We start from the raw sequence: 23,723 nt of genomic DNA, 5'->3' as shown, positions 1-23,723 counted from the left end.
GACGGCTTGCCGACTGACCTGCGGATTTGAGTGACAACCCATGCCAAAACGTACAGATATTAAAAGCATCCTGATTCTCGGCGCCGGCCCCATCGTGATCGGCCAGGCCTGTGAATTCGACTACTCCGGCGCCCAGGCCTGCAAGGCTCTGCGCGAGGAGGGTTACCGCGTGATCCTGGTGAACTCCAACCCGGCCACCATCATGACTGACCCGGCCATGGCCGACGCCACCTACATCGAGCCGATCAAGTGGCAGACCGTTGCCAAGATCATCGAAAAAGAGCGTCCTGACGCACTGCTGCCAACCATGGGCGGCCAGACGGCTCTGAACTGCGCACTGGATCTGGAGCGCGAAGGCGTTCTGGAGAAGTTCGGTGTCGAAATGATCGGCGCCAACGCCGACACCATCGACAAGGCAGAAGACCGTTCGCGTTTCGACAAGGCGATGAAGTCCATCGGCCTGGCGTGCCCGCGCTCCGGTATTGCGCACAGCATGGAAGAAGCCAACGCGGTGCTTGAAAAGCTCGGCTTCCCTTGCATCATCCGTCCTTCGTTCACCATGGGTGGTACCGGCGGCGGTATTGCTTACAACCGTGAAGAGTTCGAAGAAATCTGCGCCCGTGGTCTGGACCTGTCGCCAACCAAGGAGCTGCTGATCGACGAATCGCTGATCGGCTGGAAAGAGTACGAAATGGAAGTTGTCCGCGACAAAAAGGACAACTGCATCATCGTCTGCTCGATCGAAAACTTCGACCCGATGGGTGTGCACACCGGTGACTCGATCACCGTGGCGCCTGCACAGACCCTGACCGACAAGGAATACCAGATCCTGCGTAATGCCTCGTTGGCAGTGCTGCGCGAGATCGGCGTTGAAACCGGTGGTTCCAACGTTCAGTTCGGCATCTGCCCGAACACCGGCCGTATGGTCGTGATCGAGATGAACCCGCGTGTATCGCGCTCCTCGGCGCTGGCCTCCAAGGCGACCGGCTTCCCGATCGCCCGCGTTGCCGCCAAGCTGGCCGTCGGCTACACCCTCGACGAGCTGTCGAACGAAATCACTGGCGGCAAGACCCCGGCTTCGTTCGAACCGTCGATCGACTACGTCGTCACTAAGCTGCCGCGCTTTGCCTTCGAGAAATTCGCCAAGGCGGATGCGCGTCTGACCACTCAGATGAAGTCGGTCGGTGAAGTGATGGCCATCGGCCGTACCTTCCAGGAATCCCTGCAGAAAGCCCTGCGCGGTCTGGAAGTCGGTGTGTGCGGTCTTGATCCGAAACTGGATCTGAGCCATCCGGAAAGCATGAGCACGCTCAAGCGCGAGCTGACCGTGCCGGGCGCCGAGCGTATCTGGTACGTCGCCGATGCCTTCCGCGCCGGTATGACGGTCGAAGAAATCTTCGCCATGAACATGATCGACCCGTGGTTCCTGGTGCAGATCGAAGACCTGATCAAGGACGAAGAGAAGATCAAGACCCTGGGTCTGTCGGCGATCGACCGCGACCTGATGTTCCGTCTCAAGCGCAAGGGCTTCTCTGACGCGCGTCTGGCCAAGCTGCTGGGCGTTACCGAGAAAAACCTGCGGACTCATCGTCACAAGCTGGAAGTGTTCCCGGTCTACAAGCGCGTCGATACCTGTGCCGCCGAGTTCGCAACCGACACCGCGTACCTGTACTCGACCTACGAGGAAGAGTGCGAAGCCAACCCTTCGACGCGTGACAAGATCATGATCCTGGGTGGCGGCCCGAACCGTATCGGCCAGGGTATCGAGTTTGACTACTGCTGCGTGCACGCCGCGCTGGCACTGCGTGAAGACGGTTACGAGACCATCATGGTCAACTGCAACCCGGAAACCGTCTCCACTGACTACGACACCTCGGACCGTCTGTACTTCGAGCCTGTTACCCTGGAAGACGTGCTGGAAATCGTCCGTGTCGAGAAGCCGAAAGGTGTGATCGTCCAGTACGGTGGCCAGACGCCTCTGAAACTGGCGCGGGCTCTTGAGGCCGCCGGCGTACCGATCATCGGCACCAGCCCTGATGCCATCGACCGTGCCGAAGACCGCGAGCGCTTCCAGCACATGGTCGAGCGTCTGAATCTGCGTCAGCCGCCAAACGCCACGGTGCGCAGCGAAGACGAAGCGATTCGTGCCGCAGCGAAGATCGGTTATCCACTGGTGGTGCGTCCGTCCTATGTACTGGGTGGCCGTGCGATGGAAATCGTTTACCAGGAAGACGAACTCAAGCGTTACCTGCGCGAAGCGGTTCAGGTGTCCAACGACAGCCCTGTGCTGCTGGACCACTTCCTGAACTGCGCAATCGAGATGGACGTCGATGCGGTCTGCGACGGTACTGATGTGGTGATCGGCGCGATCATGCAGCACATCGAGCAGGCGGGCGTTCACTCCGGTGACTCCGCGTGCTCGCTGCCGCCTTACTCGCTGCCGGCTCACATCCAGGACGAAATGCGTGAGCAGGTCAAGAAGATGGCGCTGGAACTGGGCGTTGTCGGCCTGATGAACGTGCAGCTGGCGCTTCAGGGCGAAGACATCTACGTCATTGAAGTCAACCCGCGCGCATCGCGTACCGTGCCGTTCGTTTCCAAGTGCATCGGTGTTTCGCTGGCGATGATCGCTGCCCGCGTGATGGCAGGCAAAACCCTGAAAGAGCTGAACTTCACCAAGGAAATCATTCCGAACTTCTACAGCGTGAAAGAGGCAGTGTTCCCGTTTGCCAAATTCCCTGGCGTTGACCCGATCCTCGGCCCGGAAATGAAATCGACCGGTGAAGTGATGGGTGTGGGTGATACCTTCGGTGAAGCGTTTGCCAAGGCCCAGATGGGCGCGAGCGAAGTGCTGCCAACTGGCGGTACCGCGTTTATCAGCGTACGTGACGATGACAAGCCTCTGGTTGAAGCGGTCGCTCGTGACCTCATCAATCTCGGTTTCGAGATCGTTGCCACCGCAGGCACTGCCAAGCTGATCGAAGCGGCAGGCCTGAAAGTGCGTCGCGTCAACAAGGTGACCGAAGGCCGTCCGCATGTGGTCGACATGATCAAGAATGACGAAGTCACCCTGATCATCAACACCACCGAAGGTCGCCAGTCGATCGCGGATTCCTACTCCATCCGTCGCAACGCCCTGCAGCACAAGATTTACTGCACCACTACCATTGCAGCAGGCGAAGCGATTTGTGAAGCGCTCAAGTTTGGTCCGGAGAAGACTGTACGTCGCTTGCAGGATCTCCATGCAGGATTGAAGGCATGATCAAATACCCAATGACCGTCCAGGGCGCTCGCGCCCTGGAAGAAGAACTGACCCACCTGACCAAGGTGGTCCGTCCCAAGTTGAGCCAGGACATCGGTACTGCGCGCGAACTGGGCGACCTCAAGGAAAACGCCGAATACCATGCTGCCCGCGAGCAGCAGGGGATGGTCGAGGCGCGTATACGTGACATCGAAGGCCGCATGCAGAACGCTGTGATCATCGACGTCACGACTATTCCGCACACCGGCAAGGTGATTTTCGGCACGACAGTCGAAATCGCTAACGTCGAGACTGACGAAAGCGTGGTCTATCAGATCGTGGGTGAGGACGAAGCGGATATCAAGAAAGGCAAGATTTCAGTGGGCTCGCCCATTGCCCGTGCCTTGATTGCCAAGGAAGAAGGTGATGTCGTCGTGGTGAAAACGCCGAGTGGCGTTATCGAGTACGAAATCATCGAAGTACGTCACATCTGATGCTGGCGCCCGTTTTACGGGCGCTTTCAGCGGCAAAAAAGAGTCAGGGCGCGCTTTTGGCGGCCCTGACTTCTGTTTTTATCCGTGTGCGCGGTGGACGTTGGACAGTTGCTTGTTTACCTTTGGGTTCTTGCGATAGATCAACGCCATTTTGCCGATGACCTGAACCAGGTCAGCAGAACCGGCCTTGCACAGTTCTGCGATGGCTCCGAGACGGCTTTCGCGGTCGAGGATGTTGAGCTTGATCTTGATCAGCTCATGATCGCTCAATGCGCGTTCAAGCTCTGCAAGTACACCTTCAGTCAAGCCATTGTCAGCCACGATCAATACCGGTTTCAGATGGTGGCCAATGGATTTGTATTGTTTCTTCTGCTCTGGAGTGAGCGGCATAATCTGACCTCTGCGTCTGATCTTTTAAAAGCGGCGGCCAGTTTACCCGAGCGAGTCCGGGACCGCCCAGTTAATCACGACTCGTTTATTTTTGAGGTGCCCCGTGGCCCGTTCCAAGACAAGCCATAACTGGCTCAAAGAACACTTCGACGACAAGTACGTCAAAATGGCGCAGAAGGACGGTTACCGTTCGCGTGCCAGTTACAAGCTGCTGGAGATTCAGGAAAAGGACAAGCTCATCCGTCCGGGCATGACCGTGATCGATCTCGGCGCAGCGCCGGGAGGCTGGTCGCAGGTGACCAGTCGTCTGATCGGCGGTCAAGGTCGTCTGATCGCTTCCGACATCCTTGAAATGGACAGCATCCCCGATGTGACCTTCATTCAGGGGGATTTTACCGAGGATGCGATTCTTGAGCAGATCCTGGAGGCAGTCGGTAATACGCAGGTAGACCTTGTGATTTCCGATATGGCCCCCAATATGAGTGGATTGAGCGCTGTAGATATGCCGCGTGCAATGTTTCTCTGCGAATTGGCGCTCGATCTTGCTGGTCGGGTACTACGTCCCGGTGGCGATTTTCTGATCAAGGTCTTCCAGGGTGAAGGCTTCGATGTCTACCACAAGGATATTCGCAAGCTGTTCGACAAGGTGCAGATGCGCAAACCGTCGTCGTCCCGCGACAGGTCACGCGAGCAATACCTGCTGGCTCGCGGCTTTCGCGGCATTGATGGCGCAGCCAGCATCGAGCGTTTTTGACAAGGCGCGATAGCTTTTTTCAAATGGCGTTGCCGATGCAGCATGACTGAACATTATGTTGTCAAAGTTTCACAAAGGGTTACAGACGGTGTCTGCCGTATCTGTAGGTTCTGTAGTAAGTTAGGCCGGTGAATATCATGCGAGGCACGCTTGCTGCGTGGAGCTTGCTTCAGAGGGTAGCTAATTGAACGATATGGCAAAGAATTTGATCCTGTGGTTGATCATCGCGGCTGTCCTGGTGACGGTGATGAACAACTTCTCCAGCCCTAACGAGCCGCAGAACCTCAACTATTCCGAGTTCATCCAGCAGGTCAAGGATGGCAAGGTCGAGAAGGTTTCTGTCGACGGCTACGTCATTACGGGCAAGCGCAGCGATGGCGACACCTTCAAGACCATCCGCCCGAACATCCCGGACAATGGCCTGATCGGTGATCTGGTCAGCAACAACGTCGTGATCGAAGGCAAGCAGCCTGAGCAGCAGAGCATCTGGACCCAGTTGCTGGTGGCCAGCTTCCCGATACTGGTGATCATCGCGGTGTTCATGTTCTTCATGCGCCAGATGCAGGGCGGTGCGGGCGGCAAGGGCGGCCCGATGAGCTTCGGCAAGAGCAAGGCGCGTCTGCTGTCCGAAGATCAGGTCAAGACCACCCTGGCTGACGTTGCCGGTTGCGACGAGGCCAAGGAAGAAGTCGGCGAGCTGGTCGAATTCCTCCGTGATCCGGGCAAGTTCCAACGCCTGGGCGGTCGAATCCCGCGCGGTGTGCTGATGGTCGGCCCTCCGGGTACCGGTAAAACGCTGATCGCCAAGGCCATTGCCGGCGAAGCGAAGGTTCCGTTCTTTACGATTTCCGGTTCCGACTTTGTCGAGATGTTTGTGGGTGTCGGTGCGAGCCGCGTTCGCGACATGTTCGAGCAAGCCAAGAAACACGCGCCATGCATCATCTTCATCGACGAAATCGACGCAGTCGGTCGCCATCGTGGTGCCGGCATGGGCGGTGGTCACGACGAGCGCGAGCAAACGCTCAACCAGTTGCTGGTCGAGATGGACGGTTTTGAAATGAATGACGGCATCATCGTCATTGCCGCAACCAACCGTCCTGACGTACTGGACCCTGCGCTGCTGCGTCCAGGTCGTTTCGACCGCCAGGTAGTTGTAGGTCTGCCGGACATTCGTGGCCGCGAGCAGATCCTCAAGGTTCACATGCGCAAGGTTCCGATGGGCGAAGACGTCAACGCAGGCGTTATCGCTCGCGGTACGCCGGGCTTCTCCGGTGCGGATCTGGCCAACCTGGTCAACGAAGCGTCGCTGTTCGCTGCTCGCTCCGGCAAGCGCGTTGTAGAAATGAAAGAGTTCGAACTGGCCAAGGACAAGATCATGATGGGCGCCGAGCGCAAATCGATGGTCATGTCCGATAAGGAAAAGCGCAACACGGCTTACCACGAGGCGGGTCACGCTATCGTTGGGCGCCTGGTGCCAGAGCATGATCCGGTCTACAAGGTCTCCATCATCCCGCGTGGTCGTGCGCTGGGTGTGACGATGTTCCTGCCGGAAGAAGACCGTTACAGCCTGTCCAAGCGTGCGTTGATCAGCCAGATCTGCTCGCTGTACGGTGGTCGTATCGCGGAAGAAATGACCCTTGGCTTCGATGGCGTCACAACCGGTGCCTCCAATGACATCATGCGTGCCAGCCAGATTGCCCGGAACATGGTCACCAAGTGGGGGCTGTCTGAAAAACTCGGCCCGCTGATGTACTCGGAAGACGAAGATGCAGGTTACCTGGGGCGCGGCAGCATCCAGAACTCCAGTGTTTCCGGCGATACCGCCAAGCTCATCGACTCCGAAGTGCGCAGCATCATCGACCACTGTTACGGCACCGCCAAGCAGCTGTTGACGGATAATCGCGACAAACTGGAAGCGATGGCCGACGCGTTGATGAAGTACGAAACGATTGATGCCGACCAGATCGACGACATCATGACCGGTCGTACTCCGCGTGAGCCGCGTGACTGGGGTGGTGGTTCGGGGACCAACGGTACTCCGATCACGCCTGACCCTCGTCCGGAAACTCCGATTGGCGGCCCTGCTGCCGAGCACTAAGGTCTGACATGACATCTGCGCTGTATCCAACCCGGTTGCCTTGCGGCAACCGGGTTCTTGATTTGGCCCATACGCATGTAATGGGTATCCTCAATGCAACCCCAGACTCATTTTCCGATGGTGGCCGCTATAGCCAGCGCGATGCTGCGTTGCGTCATGCCGAGGCAATGGTGCAGGCCGGCGCCACGCTTATCGATGTCGGTGGCGAGTCAACCCGGCCGGGTGCGCGCGCTGTCTCTGCGTCGGAAGAGGTCGAGCGTGTGGCTCCGGTGGTCGAGGTCATCGCGCGCGAGCTGGATGTGATCATCTCTGTGGACACCTCCACGCCTGAGGTCATGCTGGCGACGGCTGGGCTGGGTGCCGGGCTTATCAACGACGTTCGCTCGCTGCAGCGCCCTGGCGCGCTTGAGGCGGCCGCAAGCACCGGTTTGCCGGTCTGTCTCATGCACATGCTCGGCGAGCCCGGAACCATGCAGAATGACCCGTACTACGAAGATCTGGTGGGCGAGGTTTGTGCCTTCCTGGCTGAGCGGATGAAACAGTGTGTTGCGGCGGGAATTGGTCAGCAGCAGATCATTCTTGATCCGGGCTTTGGCTTTGCCAAGACACTGGAGCACAATCTGAGCCTGTTCAAGCATATGGAAGCGCTGCATGCGCTCGGCCGCCCTTTGCTGGTGGGTGTTTCGCGCAAGAGCATGATCGGTGCTGTGCTGGGGCGTCCCGTCGACCAGCGTCTGTCCGGCGGGCTCGCCCTGGCGGTTCTGGCGATGGCCAAGGGGGCAAGAATTATACGTGTGCATGATGTCGCCGAAACGGCTGACGTGGTGCGCATGATCGCAGCTGTCGAAGCAGCTGAATAACAACAGTGGGGCATCCATGACTACCAGAAAATATTTCGGAACCGACGGCATTCGCGGTCGCGTAGGGCAATTTCCGATCACGCCCGAGTTCATGCTGAAACTGGGCTGGGCGGCGGGCATGGCTTTCCGCAAGATGGGCGCCTGCCGGATTCTCGTCGGCAAGGACACGCGCATCTCCGGCTACATGTTCGAGTCCGCTCTCGAGGCTGGTCTCTCCGCTGCGGGTGCTGACGTTCTCTTGCTGGGGCCGATGCCGACACCGGCCATCGCCTACCTGACACGTACCTTCCATGCCGAGGCTGGCATCGTCATCAGCGCCTCGCATAACCCGCACTACGACAACGGCATCAAGTTCTTCTCCGGTCAGGGCACCAAGCTGCCTGACGAGATCGAAATGATGATCGAAGAGTTGCTCGACGCGCCGATGACCGTGGCCGAGTCCGAGAACCTCGGCAAGGTCTCGCGGATCAACGATGCGGCCGGGCGTTACATCGAATTCTGCAAAAGCAGCGTGCCTACCAGCACCGATTTCGCCGGCCTCAAGGTCGTCATCGACTGCGCCCACGGTGCGACCTACAAGGTGGCACCCAACGTATTTCGTGAACTGGGCGCGCAGGTGGTAGTGCTTTCCGCGCAGCCTGACGGGCTCAACATCAACAAGGACTGTGGCTCCACGCATATGGAAGCCCTGCAGGCGGCCGTGCTTGCCGAGCATGCGGACATGGGCATCGGTTTCGACGGTGATGGCGACCGCGTGTTGATGGTCGATCACACCGGGACCATCGTCGATGGTGATGAATTGCTTTACATCATCGCCCGCGACCTGCACGAGCGGGGACGCTTGCAGGGCGGCGTAGTGGGCACATTGATGAGCAACCTGGGGCTTGAACTGGCCCTGGCTGAGCAAGGTATTCCCTTTGTTCGGGCCAATGTCGGTGACCGTTATGTGATCGCCGAGTTGCTCGAGCGCAACTGGCAGATCGGCGGTGAAAACTCCGGTCATATCGTCTGTTTCCAGCACGCCACCACCGGTGATGCGATTATCGCCTCATTGCAGGTGATATTGGCTCTGCGCCGCAGTGGTGTAAGTCTGGCCGAAGCGCGTCTGAAATTGCGCAAATGCCCGCAGATCCTGATCAACGTGCGCTTCGCCGGGTCGGGTGTAGACCCGGTTTCGCATCCGTCGGTCCAGGAAGCCTGCGCCCGCGTCACCGAGCAGATGGCCGGGCGTGGCAGGGTGCTGCTGCGCAAATCGGGTACCGAGCCGCTGGTGCGCGTGATGGTCGAAGGTGAGGACGAAACGCAGGTCAGGGCGTACGCCGAAGAACTCGCAAAACTGGTTACTGAAGTTTGCGCCTGATTTCGGCTTGCCAGTGTCGGAACTGTTGGGTAACATCTTCGCCCACTTTGACCCACGAGGTGTAGCATGCGTCGCCCAATGGTAGCTGGTAACTGGAAAATGCACGGTACCCGCGCCAGCGTCGCTGAGCTGATCGAGGGTTTGTGCAAGCAGTCGTTGCCAGGCAGCGTCGATATCGCCGTGATGCCTGCCAGTCTGTTTACCCATCAGGTGATCGAGGGGCTCAAGGCAACGTCGATCATCGTTGGTGCGCAGGATGCAGCCATTCAGGCTGAGCAAGGCGCGCTGACAGGTGAGGTTGCATCGAGTCAGCTGGCTGATGCAGGTTGCAAGCTGGTACTTGTCGGGCACTCCGAGCGTCGTCAGTTGATTGGCGAACAGGATGATGTCTTGAACAAGAAGTTTGCGGCGATCCAGGCAAAAGGTCTGACACCTGTGCTCTGTGTAGGTGAAACGCTTGAAGAGCGCAAGGCGGGGCAAACGCTCGAAGTGGTAGGTCGTCAGCTGGACAGTGTCATCGCCGAGTTTGGTGTCAATGCACTGGTCAATGCTGTCATTGCCTACGAGCCGGTCTGGGCCATTGGCACCGGATTGACTGCTTCGCCTCAGGAAGCGCAGGAAGTGCACGCAGCCATCCGTGCGCAACTGGCAAAAGAGAATGCCGAAGTCGCACAAGGCGTGCGACTTCTCTATGGCGGCAGCGTGAAGGCGGCCAATGCGGTCGAGCTCTTCAGCATGCCGGATATCGATGGGGGGCTCATTGGTGGAGCTTCCCTGAATGCAGATGAGTTCGGTGCGATCTGTCGCGCCGCGGGAAACTGAAAAAATGCTGGAAACAGTCGTAATCGTTTTTCACCTGTTGGGCGCTCTGGGCGTTGTCGCTCTGGTATTGCTGCAGCAGGGTAAAGGTGCTGACGCAGGCGCGTCGTTCGGAGCAGGTGCATCAAATACTGTCTTCGGAGGTCAAGGAACCTCTACCTTTCTCAGTAAGTTTACTGCTATACTTGCCGCATGTTTTTTCATAACCAGCTTGGGGTTAGGTTACTTTGCTAAAGAGAAAGCTCAACAGCTGACTCAAGTAGGTTTGCCAGACCCGGCAGTACTGGAAGTGAAGCAAAAACCGGCAGCAGATGATGTACCGGTTCTCGAAGGGCAAAAGCCAGCCGCTGTTCTAGCTGACGTACCTCAAGCCCCAGAGAAGAAGTAAGACAGAATTCGGCGATGTTCGTGAGGTCGCCAAAAAGAGTTGTAATGCCGAGGTGGTGGAATTGGTAGACACGCAACCTTGAGGTGGTTGTGCCCATAGGGTGTAGGGGTTCGAGTCCCCTTCTCGGTACCAATTAAGCAGGAGAGCCCGCACTAGCGGGCTTTCTTGTAGGTGGATGTTGGATTGACCCAGCAATGGATCGGTCGTATACTTCCGCCCCAGCTTTGTCGCGGGGTGGAGCAGTTTGGTAGCTCGTCGGGCTCATAACCCGAAGGTCGTTGGTTCAAATCCAGCCCCCGCAACCAGTTTTAGCGGAGCCCCTTTTAAGGGGCTTTTTGTTAGCTGGACAGTACATGACGTCGATGTTCAGCGGCGTTTTCAGGGATGGGCTTTTGCCCATTTTTTTATTTCTAAAGCATGCACGAGGGGGTTCAGGTGTCGAGCAAGCTAGAACAGTTGCAGGACTTGTTGGCCCCAGTGGTCGTGGCCCTTGGCTATCAGTGCTGGGGTATTGATTTCAGTTCCCAGGGCAAGTATTCGGTGCTGCGCATTTATATCGACAAGGAAGGGGGCGTTCTGGTCGACGACTGCGCAATCGTCAGTCGCCAGATCAGCGGTGTGTTGGACGTAGAAGATCCAATCAGCACCGAGTACACCCTTGAAGTATCTTCTCCTGGCATGGAGCGCCCGCTGTTCACTATTGAGCAGTTTGCTTCGTACGCCGGGGAACAAGTGAAAATAAAGCTGCGTTCACCTTTCGAAGGTCGACGCAACTTTCAAGGCCTTCTCCGCGGGGTGGAGGAGCAGGATGTCGTGGTGCAGGTTGAAGACCATGAGTTCCTGTTGCCGATCGACATGATCGACAAGGCCAACATTATTCCCACGTTTGACTGAGACGTGCCGGTTACTGCGGATCCCGCGGATCCAATGGCTTGCGAAAGGCGAGGCGTACGATGAGCAAAGAAGTACTGCTGGTTGTTGAGTCGGTGTCCAATGAAAAGGGCGTTCCGGCAAGTGTAATTTTTGAAGCGCTGGAGCTGGCTCTTGCCACCGCTACCAAGAAACGTTTTGAAGATGAAGTAGAACTGCGCGTAGAGATCAATCGCCAGACAGGCAACTACGAGACTTTCCGTCGCTGGACAGTTGTCGAAGACGAAGATCTGGACGATCCTGCGCACGAATTTGCTGTGGATCAGGCCCAGGCGAAAAAGCCGGGTGCTGTTGCCGGCGACCTGATCGAAGAAAAAATCGAATCCATCGAATTCGGTCGTATCGCTGCGCAGACCGCCAAGCAAGTCATTGTGCAGAAAGTTCGCGAAGCCGAGCGTGCTCAGGTGGTCGATGCCTACCGTGAGCGTCTGGGTGAAATCATTTCTGGTACTGTTAAAAAGGTTACACGTGACAATGTCATCGTTGACCTGGGTAACAATGCCGAAGCCTTGCTGGCTCGTGAAGACATCATTTCCCGGGAAACTTTCCGGGTCGGTGTTCGCGTCCGTGCTTTGCTGAAGGAAATTCGTACTGAAAACCGTGGTCCTCAGCTGATTCTGTCGCGTACTGCGCCAGAGATGCTGATCGAGCTTTTCCGCATTGAAGTGCCGGAAATTGCCGAAGGTCTCATCGAGGTGATGGCTGCCTCCCGTGACCCGGGTTCTCGTGCGAAAATCGCTGTTCGCTCCAAGGATAAACGAATCGATCCGCAAGGTGCCTGTATCGGCATGCGCGGTTCGCGAGTTCAGGCTGTTTCCGGCGAGCTGGGTGGCGAGCGTGTGGATATCGTTCTTTGGGACGATAACCCGGCGCAGTTCGTGATCAATGCAATGTCTCCTGCAGAAGTAGCGGCAATCATCGTAGATGAAGACGCGCATGCAATGGACATCGCAGTGGGAGCGGACAACCTGGCCCAGGCTATTGGTCGTGGCGGTCAGAACGTGCGTCTGGCGAGCCAGCTGACTGGCTGGACCCTGAACGTAATGACCGAATCGGACATCCAGGCCAAGCAGCAAGCTGAAACCGGTGACATCCTGCGCAATTTCATCGAAGAACTCCAAGTCGAGGAAGAATTGGCACAGGTGCTGGTTGATGAAGGCTTCACCAGCCTGGAAGAGATTGCCTACGTACCGTTGGAAGAAATGCTCAACATCGACGGCTTTGACGAAGAAATCGTCAACGAGCTTCGCGCTCGTGCCAAGGATTGTTTGTTGACTAAAGCCATCGCTACAGAGGAAAAGCTGGCAGACGCCCATCCGGCCGAAGACCTGCTCTCGCTTGAGGGTATGGACAAGGATTTGGCGATGGAACTGGCGGTGCGCGGCGTAATTACCCGCGAAGACCTGGCCGAGCAGTCTATAGATGACCTGCTCGACATCGACGGCATTGACGATGATCGTGCCGGCAAGTTGATCATGGCCGCCCGAGCCCACTGGTTCGAGTAATTGGGCGCGGCCTGAGGAGAGAAGTGCATGACGCAAGTCACGGTGAAAGAACTGGCCAAAGTGGTCGACACACCGGTAGAGCGCCTGTTACAGCAGATGCGTGAGGCAGGTCTGCCGCACACCGCCGCCGAGCAAGTTGTGACCGATAACGAAAAACAAGCCTTGTTGACGCATCTGAAAAGCGGTCACAAGGCCAAGGTGGAAGAGCCTCGCAAGATTACCTTGCAGCGCAAGACCACCAGCACCCTGCGCGTTGCTGGCAGCAAGAGCATCAGCGTTGAAGTGCGCAAGAAGAAAGTCTTTGTGCAGCGTAGCCCGGAAGAGATCGAAGCCGAGCGCAAGCGCGAGATGGACGAACGCCGTGCGGTAGAAAATGCCGCTCGTCAAAAGGCTGAAGAAGAAGCCAAGCGTCGCGCTGAAGAAGATGCGCGCAATCAGCCTGCTGCAAGCCAGCCCGCTTCGGCTGCTGCCGAGCCTGTTGTTGCCGCCGAGCCTGTGCGTGAAGCATCGCCAGCCGCTGCTCCGGCACCGGCAAGCGCAGCGCCTTCTGCCGATGCTCGCAAGCGTGACGAACAACGTCGCCCTGACAAGCCTCGTGCTGACGACCGCAACGCCCGTGGCGGCGACGGCGAGCGTAAAAACGCTCCGCATCGCGCTTCGGTCAAGGAGAAGGCTCCGGCCCCTCGCGTTGCTCCTCGCACTACCGACGAAGAAAGCGACAGCTTCCGTCGCGGTGGCCGTGGCAAGTCCAAGCTGAAGAAGCGCAATGCTCACGGTTTCCAGAGCCCTACCGGCCCGGTCATCCGTGACGTTGCCATTGGCGAGACCATCACTGTCGGCGAATTGTCGGCACAGATGTCGGTCAAGGCTGCGGAAGTCATCAAGTTCATGTTCAAGATGGGCACCCCGGTGACCATCAACCAGGTACTGGATCAGGAAACTGCCCAGTTGATCGCCGAAGAGCTGGGCCACAAGGTCACGCTGGTCAGCGACAACGCCCTGGAAGATTCCCTGGCCGAATCGCTGAAGTTCGAAGGTGAGTCGTTCTCCCGTGCACCGGTTGTGACCGTAATGGGCCACGTCGACCACGGTAAGACCTCGCTGCTCGACTACATTCGTCGTGCCAAGGTTGCAGCTGGCGAAGCCGGCGGCATCACCCAGCACATCGGTGCCTACCACGTTGAAACCGAACGCGGCATGGTCACGTTCCTCGACACCCCTGGTCACGCCGCGTTTACCGCCATGCGTGCCCGTGGTGCCAAGGCAACGGATATCGTGATTCTGGTGGTTGCAGCTGACGACGGCGTGATGCCTCAGACCATCGAAGCTGTTCAGCATGCTGTTGCGGCTGGCGTTCCGCTGGTTGTTGCGGTGAACAAGATCGACAAGCCTGGTGCTGACCTCGATCGTATCCGCAGCGAGCTGTCGGTCCATGGCGTGACGTCCGAAGAGTGGGGCGGTGATACGCCTTTCGTTTCGGTCTCCGCGAAGATGGGTACTGGCGTCGACGAATTGCTGGAAGCTGTTCTGCTGCAGGCCGAAGTCCTGGAACTCAAGGCAACCCCGTCGGCCCCGGGTCGTGGTGTTGTTGTCGAGTCCCGTCTGGACAAGGGCCGTGGTCCGGTCGCTACTGTTCTGGTTCAGGACGGTACGCTGCGTCAGGGCGACATGGTGCTGGTCGGCTCGAACTTCGGCCGCATCCGCGCCATGCTCGACGAGAACGGCAAGCCGGTCAAAGAAGCAGGTCCTTCGATTCCGGTCGAAATCCTGGGTCTTGACGGTACTCCGGATGCTGGCGACGAAATGTCGGTGCTGGCTGACGAGAAGAAAGCCCGTGAAGTCGCACTGTTCCGCCAGGGCAAGTTCCGCGAGGTCAAACTGGCTCGCGCTCATGCCGGCAAGCTGGAGAACATCTTCGAGAACATGGGTCAGGAAGAGAAGAAGACGCTTAACATCGTCCTCAAGTCCGACGTCCGCGGTTCTCTGGAAGCATTGCAGGGCGCCCTTGGCGGCCTGGGTAACGACGAAGTGCAAGTGCGCGTAGTGGGTGGCGGTGTCGGTGGTATCACCGAGAGCGACGCCAACCTGGCACTGGCCTCCAACGCTGTACTGTTTGGCTTCAACGTGCGTGCCGATGCTGGCGCGCGCAAGATCGTCGAGCAGGAAGGTCTGGACATGCGTTACTACAACGTGATCTACGACATCATCGAAGACGTCAAGAAAGCCCTTACCGGCATGCTTGGCAGCGACGTCCGGGAGAATATCCTGGGTATCGCCGAAGTCCGCGATGTGTTCCGTTCGCCGAAATTCGGCGCGATCGCAGGGTGTATGGTTCTGGAAGGCACTGTCTACCGTAACCGTCCGATTCGTGTTCTGCGCGAAGACATCGTTATCTTTGAAGGCGAGCTGGAATCCCTGCGCCGCTTCAAGGACGACGCTGCCGAAGTACGTGCAGGCATGGAATGCGGTATCGGCGTCAAGAGCTACAACGACGTCAAGGTTGGTGACAAGATCGAAGTCTTCGAGAAGGTCCAAGTGGCTCGCAGCCTCTAAATCGCGAGCTTCAGGAGTCATGGTGGGAGCCTCGCATGCAAATGCCCTGCTTTCCCCATGGGCTCTAAACGCAACGCCCGGTCTGGCAATTGTCAGGCCGGGCGTTTGCCGCTTTCAGACTGTCAGGGTTTGGTCCCGGATCAGTAACAGGTAACAAGCATGGCAAAAGAATACAGCCGTACCCAACGTATCGGCGATCAGATGCAGCGCGAACTGGCGCAGCTGATCCGTCGCGAAATCAAGGACCCGCGTGTGGGTCTGGTCACCATCACCGCCGTAGACGTCAGCCGTGACGTGGGTCATGCGAAGATTTTCATGACCGTCATGGGCCAGGACAGCGCGGAAGAAATTGCGCAGACCATCAAGGTGCTCAACGCTGCCGCAGGCTTCCTGCGCATGCAGTTGGCCCGCGAAATGAAGCTGCGCAGCGTACCTCAACTGCACTTCCACTATGACGAAAGCGTCGTGCGTGGCGCGCATCTCTCGGCACTGATCGAGCGTGCCGTTGCAGAAGACGGTCAGCATCAGGAAGGCCCCGCATCGACGGATGCAAAGCCTGAAAGTACCGAGGAATAAAGAGTGGCTCAGGTCAAGCGTATACGCCGCAATGTCAGCGGGATCATCCTGCTCGACAAGCCACTGGGTTTCACGTCCAACGCCGCTCTGCAAAAGGTTCGCTGGCTGCTCAATGCCGAGAAAGCCGGGCATACCGGCAGCCTTGATCCTCTGGCAACGGGTGTTCTGCCGTTGTGTTTTGGTGAAGCGACCAAGTTCTCTCAGTACCTGCTCGATTCGGACAAGTCCTACGAGACCCTGGCGCAACTGGGCAAGACCACGACCACTGCCGATTCTGAAGGCGAGGTTTTGCTCACGCGTCCGGTGACCGTTGGTCGCGACGATATCGAAGCGGCTCTGCCGCATTTTCGCGGACAAATCAGCCAGATACCTCCCATGTACTCGGCCCTCAAGCGTGATGGCCAGCCACTTTACAAGCTGGCGCGTGCAGGGGAAGTAGTGGAGCGCGAGCCCCGTTCTGTTACTATTACGCGCCTGGAATTACTTGAATGCGAAGGCGACACAGCACGTCTGTCCGTCGATTGCAGCAAAGGCACCTATATCCGCACGCTGGTCGAGGATATCGGTGAGAAGCTCGGTTGTGGTGCTTATGTCGCAGAATTGCGTCGTACCCAGGCCGGGCCTTTCACGCTGGCTCAGACAGTGACGCTGGAAGAGCTTGAGCAGGTGCATGCCGATGGCGGTAATGAAGCGGTCGACCGTTTCCTGATGCCATCGGACAGCGGTCTGCTGGACTGGCCGCTGTTGAAGTTTTCGGAACACAGTTCGTTTTACTGGTTGCATGGTCAGCCAGTACGCGCGCCGGACGCACCGAAATTCGGTATGGTTCGCGTGCAGGATCACGAAGGTCGCTTCATCGGTATCGGTGAAGTCGCCGAAGACGGGCGCATTGCGCCGCGTCGCTTGATTCGGTCAGAGTGACCGAAACCAGTCCAGGCGTCGGCTTGCCGGCGAGTGGGGTGGAACGAGGATGGCTGTCAACAGGCACGGTCATACCTCATTTTTTAATACGAGGATCTGTCCTCGGTCTGTTGGAAACGTTTCTCCGGAAGCGCTTCCTTGCACAAAAGGATTGCCCACATGGCACTCAGCGTTGAAGAAAAAGCTCAGATCGTAACCGACTACCAGCAAGCTGTTGGTGACACTGGTTCGCCAGAAGTGCAAGTTGCACTGCTGACCGCCAACATCAACAAACTGCAAGGCCACTTCAAGGCCAACGGTAAGGACCACCACTCGCGTCGTGGTCTGATCCGTATGGTAAACCAGCGTCGCAAGCTGCTGGATTACCTGAAAGGTAAGGACGTTAGCCGTTACAGCGCCCTGATCGGTCGTCTGGGTCTGCGTCGCTAATAACGACGTTGCTAGAGGTTGGTTGTCTGTCACGATCCGTCGGGTTTGCCCGTGGTTCTGGCAGACTCCCAGCCTCAAGTTTTATCTGGGCTGTGGAAGGGGCCGATTCCCCACGCTGCCCAAGAATTCGCAAGAAACCAGTTCCCCAAGAGCCACAAAGAAAGGTAGGAAACCGTGAACCCGGTAATCAAAAAGTTTCAGTTCGGTCAATCGACCGTAACCCTCGAGACAGGCCGTATCGCCCGTCAAGCCTCTGGTGCAGTATTGGTCACCGTTGACGACGACGTCAGCGTACTCGTGACTGTGGTCGGCGCCAAACAGGCTGACGCTGGCAAAGGCTTCTTCCCTCTGTCCGTGCACTATCAGGAAAAAACCTACGCTGCCGGCAAGATCCCTGGCGGTTTCTTCAAGCGTGAAGGCCGTCCTTCCGAGAAAGAAACCCTGACTTCGCGCCTGATCGACCGCCCGATCCGCCCGTTGTTTCCAGAAGGCTTCATGAACGAAGTGCAGGTTGTCTGCACCGTCGTCTCCACCAGCAAGAAAACCGATCCGGACATCGCTGCGATGATCGGTACTTCGGCTGCCCTGGCCATCTCCGGTATCCCGTTTGACGGTCCGGTTGGTGCTGCCCGCGTTGCTTTCCACGAAAGCACCGGCTACCTGTTGAACCCGACTTACGAGCAGCTGCAGGCTTCGAGCCTGGACATGGTCGTTGCCGGTACTTCCGAAGCCGTCCTGATGGTTGAATCGGAAGCCAAAGAGCTGACCGAAGACCAGATGCTGGGCGCTGTGCTGTTCGCGCATGACGAGTTCCAGGTCGTGATCAACGCCGTCAAGGAGCTGGCTGCCGAAGCCGCCAAGCCTACCTGGGCCTGGCAGCCTAAGCCTGAAGCGACTGAACTGCTGAGCGCTATCCGCTCCGAGTTCGGCGAAGCGATCTCCCAGGCTTACACCATCACCGTCAAAGCCGACCGTTATGCGCGTCTGGGCGAGCTGAAAGATCAGATCGTTGCCAAACTGGCTGTGGAAGAAGGCAGCCCGTCTGCCAGCGAAGTCAAAGCCGCTTTCGGTGAAATCGAATACCGCACCGTTCGCGAAAACATCGTTAACGGCAAGCCGCGTATCGATGGCCGTGACACGCGCACCGTACGTCCTCTGAACATCGAAGTCGGTGTTCTGCCAAAGACACACGGTTCGGCACTGTTCACCCGTGGCGAAACTCAGGCGCTGGTTGTTGCCACGCTGGGTACTGCACGTGACGCACAGCTGCTCGATACGCTCGAAGGCGAGAAAAAAGACCCCTTCATGCTGCACTACAACTTCCCTCCGTTCTCGGTGGGCGAGTGTGGTCGCATGGGCGGCGCAGGTCGTCGTGAAATCGGTCACGGCCGTCTGGCCCGTCGCAGTGTCCAGGCCATGCTGCCAGGCGCAGACGTGTTCCCGTACACCATCCGTGTTGTGTCGGAAATCACCGAGTCCAACGGCTCCAGCTCCATGGCTTCGGTCTGTGGTGCTTCCCTGGCTCTGATGGACGCTGGTGTGCCGATGAAGGCGCCGGTTGCCGGTATCGCCATGGGCCTGGTCAAGGAAGGCGAGAAGTTCGCCATTCTGACCGACATCCTGGGTGACGAAGACCACCTGGGCGACATGGACTTCAAGGTAGCCGGTACCTCCAAAGGTGTTACCGCGCTGCAGATGGACATCAAGATCAAAGGCATCACCGAAGAAATCATGGAGATCGCCCTGGGCCAGGCCCTGGAAGCTCGCCTGAACATCCTCGGTCAGATGAACCAGATCATTGGTCAGTCGCGTAACGAACTGTCGGCCAACGCTCCGACCATGATCGCGATGAAGATCGACACCGACAAGATCCGTGACGTGATCGGCAAGGGTGGCGCAACCATCCGTGCCATCTGCGAAGAGACCAAGGCTTCGATCGACATCGAAGACGACGGCTCGATCAAGATCTTCGGCGAGTCCAAGGAAGCGGCTGAGGCAGCACGTCAGCGCGTTCTGGGTATCACCGCAGAAGCGGAAATCGGCAAGATCTACGTCGGTAAGGTTGAGCGCATCGTCGATTTCGGCGCATTCGTCAACATCCTGCCGGGCAAGGATGGTCTGGTTCACATCTCGATGCTGAGCGATGCTCGCGTAGAGAAAGTGACCGATATCCTCAAGGAAGGTCAGGAAGTCGAAGTACTGGTACTGGACGTGGATAACCGCGGCCGTATCAAGCTGTCGATCAAGGACGTAGCCGCAGCGAAAGCGTCGGGCGTCTGATTGATCTGAGCAGCAGGTGAAAAAGGACTCTTCGGAGTCCTTTTTTTATGAGCGCAATTAGAGGCTTACACATGGAGCATGCAAACTGCTCGGTACAAACATGCATCTTGCAAGCCCGGGTTTGGACGAACGGGCAATCTGCACGACTCAGCAAAACAAAGAAAAACATAAGCAATTGATTTTAAAGGCTATTTTAACTGTCTCGTTTTTGGCACACCGCTTGCGATATACCTGTTAACCCTGCCACCACATGCTGGTGCAGATTTTGAGAAAAACAGGAGTTATCGTATGAAGAAGTTCGCTATTGCCGCTGCTACCGCTACTGCCCTGACTCTGACCATGGCCAACGCTGCTTTCGCACAGACCTCGGCTCAAGCGCCAATGGTTCTGGCAGCTAACACCACTACTCAAGAAGTCAAAGAAGACACTTCTGACACCTGGATCACCACCAAAGTCAAAGCTGATCTGCTGACTGAAAAAGGCATCCCAGGTTCGGACATCAAGGTTGAGACCAACAAAGGCGTGGTTTCCCTGTCCTCCATGGTAAAAGTTACCGAAGCTCAGAAAAACACTGCCGTCGCTATCACCAAGAAAATCAAAGGTGTTAAAGACGTATCGGCTGCTGGCCTGAAAGCCGAGTAATCGAATACTGCTCATGAACACCCGCAGTCATTGATTGATGGAAGGTTCATGCGAGGCTACAAGGATGTAGCCATTAAAGGCCCCGACTGAAGAGTCGGGGCCTTTTCTATGGGCGCTACGAAACACATTAAGGGAAGGGGAGCCGGGGGATCAGTTGCGGCGTTTGCTCTCGATGCCTACCAGGCGACCGCCTTCAAAGCGCAGGTACTGATACATGCCGTTATCAGGACCGTAGATCCATTCCTCGATCTTCACGGCTTCTGACCTTCGATAATTACTACTAAAGGTTTCCCGAGTGCCGAGTACTTCCTGGCTGACCGGTTCGCCGCATTTCTGCTGGACCTCGAACGTCCGGTCGCCGGTGCTGACCAGCTGGCTGCCGCAACGCAGGGTCGAGGTGGCATACGCTGATGCGACAACTGACCCGGCCATGGCGGCGAGGGTCAGGTTGATCAGCCGTTTGATTCGGGTGTGTGCCAATGGCTTCATTCGCTGTCGAGGTGGAGGGGGCTGATGACTTTACCATCCGGTTGGGCCTGACCCAGTTGCGCGTCGACGAAGTACACGCGAGCGTCTTCTAGCTTGCCCTTGTCCACCAGGTAATCCTTAATGCTGCTGGCTCTGCTCTGGCCCAGTTCGCGCAGCAGCACCTCATTGCTGCTCCAGAACTTGAGTACGGCGGCACGCATCTGGGCAGCACGCTGCTCCTTGCCCAGACTGGCCCACTCAGCGGGCGGTTGCTGTTTCAGGCGTGTCCTGTAGATACCTTCGAGCATAGGCGCCTTTTCCTCTTCCGGGACCTCTATCAAACCGGCCCTGGCTGGAACCTTGTCGCCGCGCCGCTGGAGGATCTTGTAGTACGTGTACTGGTATTCGCGTTCCAGTCTTTGCTGAGCGATCAAGGGACCGTCACTGCTGGCGGCGCTGGTGCCTTCGATCTCCAGCTTCAGGTCCGGACGTTCCTTGAGCGCCACCGAGAGCTTGTCCAGGGCATTTTGCGCCTCTGCCGACAAGTCACTGGAGCCTGGCGCGAAACTTACGCTGCCGAGGTCCTCGGAGCTTCCACCGGCAACCAGCCCGCCGAGCATCTTGAACGGGGCCTGTGCTGCACGCAGCACCAGGTTACGCAGGGTCTGCCAGACAATCGGCATGACGCTGAACTGCGGGTTGTTCAAGTCGCCTTCGATGGGCAGCTCCAGGGAAATGCGCCCTTGGGTATCCTTGAGCAGCGCGACCGCCAGACGAATAGGCAGGTCCAGCGCATCCGGGCTGTCGACCCGTTCACCCAGCTGTAGCTGCTCCACCAGCACCTTGTTCTGGGCCTTGAGCTGGCCCTTGGTAATCAGGTAGTGCAGGTCGAGATTGAGCCGGCCCTTGCGGATCCGGAAACCTGCGAACTTGCCGGAGTAGGGGGTGAGGTTGGTCAGCTCGACGCGCTTGAAGCTGGTGGTGATATCCAGACTGGCCATCGGGTCGAACGGGTTGAGGCTGCCCTTGATGGTGACCGGCGCATAGCGATCGACCTTGCCCTCGATATTCACGGGGGCCGGTGTAGGCTTGCGATTGTCGATGGTGCCTATACGACCGTTGAGCTGCTGCACCGCGGTGGCGAAGTTGGGGGTCAGGGTCATGTCGGCAAAGTTTGCCGAGCCATCGTTGATATTCACTTCACCCACGTAGATCGCCAGCGGGTTTTCCTTCTTGCCTGCCGCTTGCGTTCTGGCTGCCTTTGGCTGGCTGGCGGTTTTGCCGGCAGCCGCATCGGCTGGCTGCGGGATCAATAGATCATCGATGTTGGTGGTCCGGTCCTCATTGATCATGAAGCGCGCGTAGGGCTGATCCATGTTCACTTTGGCAATCGACAGGCCCTTGCCGTGCTGGTAGTCCAGCCCCTCGAGCGCCAATTGCTGCCACTTCAGGAAGTCGCGCTGCTTGAGCGTATCCAGCGTGTGCAACTGATTGACCTGTGCTTTACCGGTGACGCTGAACGCCAGTGGCTCGGTGCTTTTCAGGTCGACCGCCAGATCGCTGCCGAGCATGCCACTGCGCAGCTCCAGACGAATGAACGGGCTGATGTAGGCCTGAGCGAGGCGCAGGTCGATGTCGCGGGTGGTTACGTTGAGTCGTGCGCTGACCGGGTTGAGGTTCACGTCACCGGCGGCAGTGAGATTGCCCTGTTTGCCCAGCCCGGTATCCAGCTTGAGCGTGAAGGGCGCCTTGTTCAGGCTGTCGAAGTTCTGGATGTCCAGATTCAGTGGGCCAACGTCCAGCGCGACCGGCTCTTGAGGTACGCGATCTGCCAGATGGACCATGTAGTTGCGCAACTGCACATCCCGCAACAGGACTTGCCAGGGTTTGCTCTGCGCCACGGGTTGATCGCTGGCTTTGGCTGAGGCCTCGGTGGCAGGCGCCTGCTCGGCGGCTTTTTCGTCCACCGCTGGCGTGTGCGTTGCTGCGGGCTTGCCAGGTTGGCTGGCAAACAGTTTTTGCCAGTCCAGTTGCCCGTCGGTTTCACGTGCGGCCCAGGTTTCCAGCTTATGGCTGCGGACCTTGCCTACGGTAACCAGCTGCTTTGCGAGGTCGACCGATGTTTCGCTGACGTCCAGGCGTTGCAGGCGTACCAACGGGCGACCGTCGGGAGCGTTGAGCGCGAAAGGCGCGACACTGGCCGAGACGTTGGTCAACTTGAGTTCGGTCTTCTTGGACAGGTTCAGTGTGTAGGCCGTGCTGAAATTCAGCACGCCGTCCTCAAGCGCCAGCGGCAAGGCATCACGTACGTAAGGCCACCACAGTTTCATCTTGCTGTCGGTGACCTTCAGCGTGCCCTCGGAGGTGATCGGGATCAGGCTGATGCGGCCGACCCAGTCGATCTGCCCACCGTCCGGACCCGCCGCGACCAGGGTCATGTCGGCATTGTCTTCAGGCAGTGTGCTGAGGTTCTTGAGCTCGAAATCCAGCGCGTCGTAGAGAAACTCGATGGGCTGGCTGGGGCGCAGATCCTGGAAGTGAACGTAGCCTCCCGCCAGTTTGATTTCGTCGATACGCAGCGGGAATGGCTTGGTGGCGGGTTCGTCCTGTGTCGGTTCGCTGGCGGGCAGCTTGAACAGCTGTGCCAGATTGAGCTTGCCCTGTTTGTCGAACAGCAGCTCGGTGCGTGGTTTGATCAGCTCGACGCGTTGCAGATGCAGGGCCCGCGTCCACAGGCTGTTGATTTGCAGATTGGCATAAAGCTTTTCAAACGCCACCTGCTCCTTGCCTGGCGTGCCGATGTTCAGGCCCCAGAGCGTCAGCTCCAGCGTGAAGGGGTTGAATTCCAGGCGTTCGAGCTTTGCCGGCACTGTGGCGTAATTGGCCAGTTGCTGGTTCGCGATCCGCAGAGCGACGCCGGGAAGAATGAAAAAACCCAGCAAACTGTAGAGCGCGATCACAGCCAGCAGGGAGCCAAGTGTGCGTTTCAATCCTCTGGACATGGGCAGCGGCGTC

The 23,723-nt window shown here is 57.9% G+C and carries 19 protein-coding genes and 2 tRNA genes; 18 read left to right on the top strand and 3 right to left on the bottom strand.

The window, feature by feature from the left end; all coding sequences use genetic code 11:
* The first annotated feature begins 40 nt into the window (after positions 1-40).
* Both carB and greA read left to right on the top strand, forming a co-directional pair.
* A complete protein-coding gene (gene carB / locus PCPL58_RS23175) occupies positions 41-3,262 on the top strand; it encodes a carbamoyl-phosphate synthase large subunit (RefSeq protein ID WP_058444169.1) in 3,222 nt (1,073 codons plus the stop codon).
* Entirely contained in the window at positions 3,259-3,735 is a 477-nt protein-coding gene (gene greA / locus PCPL58_RS23170; protein WP_003400161.1) for a transcription elongation factor GreA, read from the top strand. Before carB ends, greA begins: the two co-directional genes overlap by 4 nt.
* A 78-nt stretch (positions 3,736-3,813) precedes the next feature.
* Here the strand turns inward: greA and PCPL58_RS23165 are convergent, their stop codons facing one another.
* Positions 3,814-4,125 carry a YhbY family RNA-binding protein gene (locus PCPL58_RS23165; protein WP_003340569.1) on the bottom strand — a complete coding sequence of 104 codons (312 nt, stop codon included), beginning with the start codon at positions 4,123-4,125 and terminating at the stop codon, positions 3,814-3,816.
* 103 nt (positions 4,126-4,228) lie between these two features.
* Between PCPL58_RS23165 and rlmE the strand changes: the two genes are divergently transcribed.
* The 16 genes from rlmE to PCPL58_RS23085 all read left to right on the top strand — a co-directional run bounded on the left by rlmE (position 4,229) and on the right by PCPL58_RS23085 (position 20,240).
* Complete coding sequence (gene rlmE / locus PCPL58_RS23160) at positions 4,229-4,879, top strand: 23S rRNA (uridine(2552)-2'-O)-methyltransferase RlmE (RefSeq protein WP_003313635.1); 651 nt, start codon at positions 4,229-4,231, stop codon at positions 4,877-4,879.
* A 193-nt stretch (positions 4,880-5,072) separates the two neighbouring features.
* A complete protein-coding gene (gene ftsH, locus PCPL58_RS23155; RefSeq protein WP_065350532.1) occupies positions 5,073-6,977 on the top strand; it encodes an ATP-dependent zinc metalloprotease FtsH in 1,905 nt (634 codons plus the stop codon).
* An 8-nt stretch (positions 6,978-6,985) separates the two neighbouring features.
* Positions 6,986-7,837, top strand: a complete 852-nt coding sequence (gene folP, locus PCPL58_RS23150) for a dihydropteroate synthase (RefSeq protein ID WP_065350531.1) — start codon at positions 6,986-6,988, stop codon at positions 7,835-7,837.
* A gap of 16 nt (positions 7,838-7,853) precedes the next feature.
* Positions 7,854-9,197 (top strand): phosphoglucosamine mutase, encoded by a 1,344-nt coding sequence (glmM, locus tag PCPL58_RS23145; protein ID WP_003395197.1) that lies wholly within the window; start codon positions 7,854-7,856, stop codon positions 9,195-9,197.
* 66 nt (positions 9,198-9,263) lie between these two features.
* A complete protein-coding gene (gene tpiA, locus PCPL58_RS23140; RefSeq protein ID WP_003364135.1) occupies positions 9,264-10,019 on the top strand; it encodes a triose-phosphate isomerase in 756 nt (251 codons plus the stop codon).
* 4 nt (positions 10,020-10,023) lie between these two features.
* Positions 10,024-10,404, top strand: coding sequence for a preprotein translocase subunit SecG (gene secG / locus PCPL58_RS23135; protein WP_065350530.1), 381 nt, complete (start codon positions 10,024-10,026; stop codon positions 10,402-10,404).
* A gap of 46 nt (positions 10,405-10,450) precedes the next feature.
* A tRNA-Leu gene (locus PCPL58_RS23130) sits at positions 10,451-10,536 on the top strand.
* A 96-nt stretch (positions 10,537-10,632) separates the two neighbouring features.
* Positions 10,633-10,709: transfer RNA gene (locus tag PCPL58_RS23125), tRNA-Met, on the top strand.
* Positions 10,710-10,839: 130 nt separating this feature from the next.
* Positions 10,840-11,298, top strand: coding sequence for a ribosome maturation factor RimP (gene rimP / locus PCPL58_RS23120; RefSeq protein ID WP_065351099.1), 459 nt, complete (start codon positions 10,840-10,842; stop codon positions 11,296-11,298).
* 59 nt (positions 11,299-11,357) lie between these two features.
* Entirely contained in the window at positions 11,358-12,839 is a 1,482-nt protein-coding gene (gene nusA, locus PCPL58_RS23115) for a transcription termination factor NusA (RefSeq protein WP_003364132.1), read from the top strand.
* A 27-nt stretch (positions 12,840-12,866) separates the two neighbouring features.
* A complete protein-coding gene (infB, locus tag PCPL58_RS23110; protein WP_003431531.1) occupies positions 12,867-15,392 on the top strand; it encodes a translation initiation factor IF-2 in 2,526 nt (841 codons plus the stop codon).
* 159 nt (positions 15,393-15,551) lie between these two features.
* Entirely contained in the window at positions 15,552-15,968 is a 417-nt protein-coding gene (gene rbfA, locus PCPL58_RS23105; RefSeq protein ID WP_003364128.1) for a 30S ribosome-binding factor RbfA, read from the top strand.
* A 3-nt stretch (positions 15,969-15,971) separates the two neighbouring features.
* Positions 15,972-16,889: a tRNA pseudouridine(55) synthase TruB gene (truB, locus tag PCPL58_RS23100; RefSeq protein WP_065350529.1), complete on the top strand. Its 918-nt coding sequence runs from the start codon at positions 15,972-15,974 to the stop codon at positions 16,887-16,889.
* Between the two features lie 159 nt (positions 16,890-17,048).
* Positions 17,049-17,318: a 30S ribosomal protein S15 gene (rpsO, locus tag PCPL58_RS23095; RefSeq protein ID WP_002555121.1), complete on the top strand. Its 270-nt coding sequence runs from the start codon at positions 17,049-17,051 to the stop codon at positions 17,316-17,318.
* 174 nt (positions 17,319-17,492) lie between these two features.
* Positions 17,493-19,598, top strand: a complete 2,106-nt coding sequence (gene pnp / locus PCPL58_RS23090) for a polyribonucleotide nucleotidyltransferase (RefSeq protein WP_065350528.1) — start codon at positions 17,493-17,495, stop codon at positions 19,596-19,598.
* 288 nt (positions 19,599-19,886) lie between these two features.
* A complete protein-coding gene (locus PCPL58_RS23085; RefSeq protein ID WP_002555119.1) occupies positions 19,887-20,240 on the top strand; it encodes a BON domain-containing protein in 354 nt (117 codons plus the stop codon).
* A 150-nt stretch (positions 20,241-20,390) separates the two neighbouring features.
* Here the strand turns inward: PCPL58_RS23085 and PCPL58_RS23080 are convergent, their stop codons facing one another.
* Positions 20,391-20,729, bottom strand: a complete 339-nt coding sequence (locus PCPL58_RS23080; RefSeq protein ID WP_003364124.1) for a DUF2845 domain-containing protein — start codon at positions 20,727-20,729, stop codon at positions 20,391-20,393.
* On the bottom strand, positions 20,726-23,710 hold the full coding sequence (locus PCPL58_RS23075) for a DUF748 domain-containing protein (RefSeq protein ID WP_065350527.1): 2,985 nt from the start codon (positions 23,708-23,710) through the stop codon (positions 20,726-20,728). The genes PCPL58_RS23080 and PCPL58_RS23075 overlap by 4 nt, the downstream gene beginning before the upstream one ends.
* Positions 23,711-23,723 lie beyond the last annotated feature (13 nt).

Source organism: Pseudomonas cerasi, from assembly GCF_900074915.1.
Lineage (GTDB): Bacteria > Pseudomonadota > Gammaproteobacteria > Pseudomonadales > Pseudomonadaceae > Aquipseudomonas > Aquipseudomonas cerasi.
Note: the sequence above shows the minus strand (reverse complement) of the source record. Positions and strands in the feature narration are given on the sequence as shown.

Excerpts from the sequence above, each read along its gene's own strand:
- carB (WP_058444169.1), top strand. The coding sequence starts at position 41 with ATGCCAAAACGTACAGATATTAAAAGCATCCTGATTCTCGGCGCCGGC.
- greA (WP_003400161.1), top strand. The coding sequence starts at position 3,259 with ATGATCAAATACCCAATGACCGTCCAGGGCGCTCGCGCCCTGGAAGAA.
- PCPL58_RS23165 (WP_003340569.1), bottom strand. The coding sequence starts at position 4,125 with ATGCCGCTCACTCCAGAGCAGAAGAAACAATACAAATCCATTGGCCAC.
- ftsH (WP_065350532.1), top strand. The coding sequence starts at position 5,073 with ATGGCAAAGAATTTGATCCTGTGGTTGATCATCGCGGCTGTCCTGGTG.
- folP (WP_065350531.1), top strand. The coding sequence starts at position 6,986 with ATGACATCTGCGCTGTATCCAACCCGGTTGCCTTGCGGCAACCGGGTT.
- glmM (WP_003395197.1), top strand. The coding sequence starts at position 7,854 with ATGACTACCAGAAAATATTTCGGAACCGACGGCATTCGCGGTCGCGTA.
- tpiA (WP_003364135.1), top strand. The coding sequence starts at position 9,264 with ATGCGTCGCCCAATGGTAGCTGGTAACTGGAAAATGCACGGTACCCGC.
- secG (WP_065350530.1), top strand. The coding sequence starts at position 10,024 with ATGCTGGAAACAGTCGTAATCGTTTTTCACCTGTTGGGCGCTCTGGGC.
- nusA (WP_003364132.1), top strand. The coding sequence starts at position 11,358 with ATGAGCAAAGAAGTACTGCTGGTTGTTGAGTCGGTGTCCAATGAAAAG.
- infB (WP_003431531.1), top strand. The coding sequence starts at position 12,867 with ATGACGCAAGTCACGGTGAAAGAACTGGCCAAAGTGGTCGACACACCG.
- rbfA (WP_003364128.1), top strand. The coding sequence starts at position 15,552 with ATGGCAAAAGAATACAGCCGTACCCAACGTATCGGCGATCAGATGCAG.
- rpsO (WP_002555121.1), top strand. The coding sequence starts at position 17,049 with ATGGCACTCAGCGTTGAAGAAAAAGCTCAGATCGTAACCGACTACCAG.
- PCPL58_RS23085 (WP_002555119.1), top strand. The coding sequence starts at position 19,887 with ATGAAGAAGTTCGCTATTGCCGCTGCTACCGCTACTGCCCTGACTCTG.
- PCPL58_RS23080 (WP_003364124.1), bottom strand. The coding sequence starts at position 20,729 with ATGAAGCCATTGGCACACACCCGAATCAAACGGCTGATCAACCTGACC.
- PCPL58_RS23075 (WP_065350527.1), bottom strand. The coding sequence starts at position 23,710 with ATGTCCAGAGGATTGAAACGCACACTTGGCTCCCTGCTGGCTGTGATC.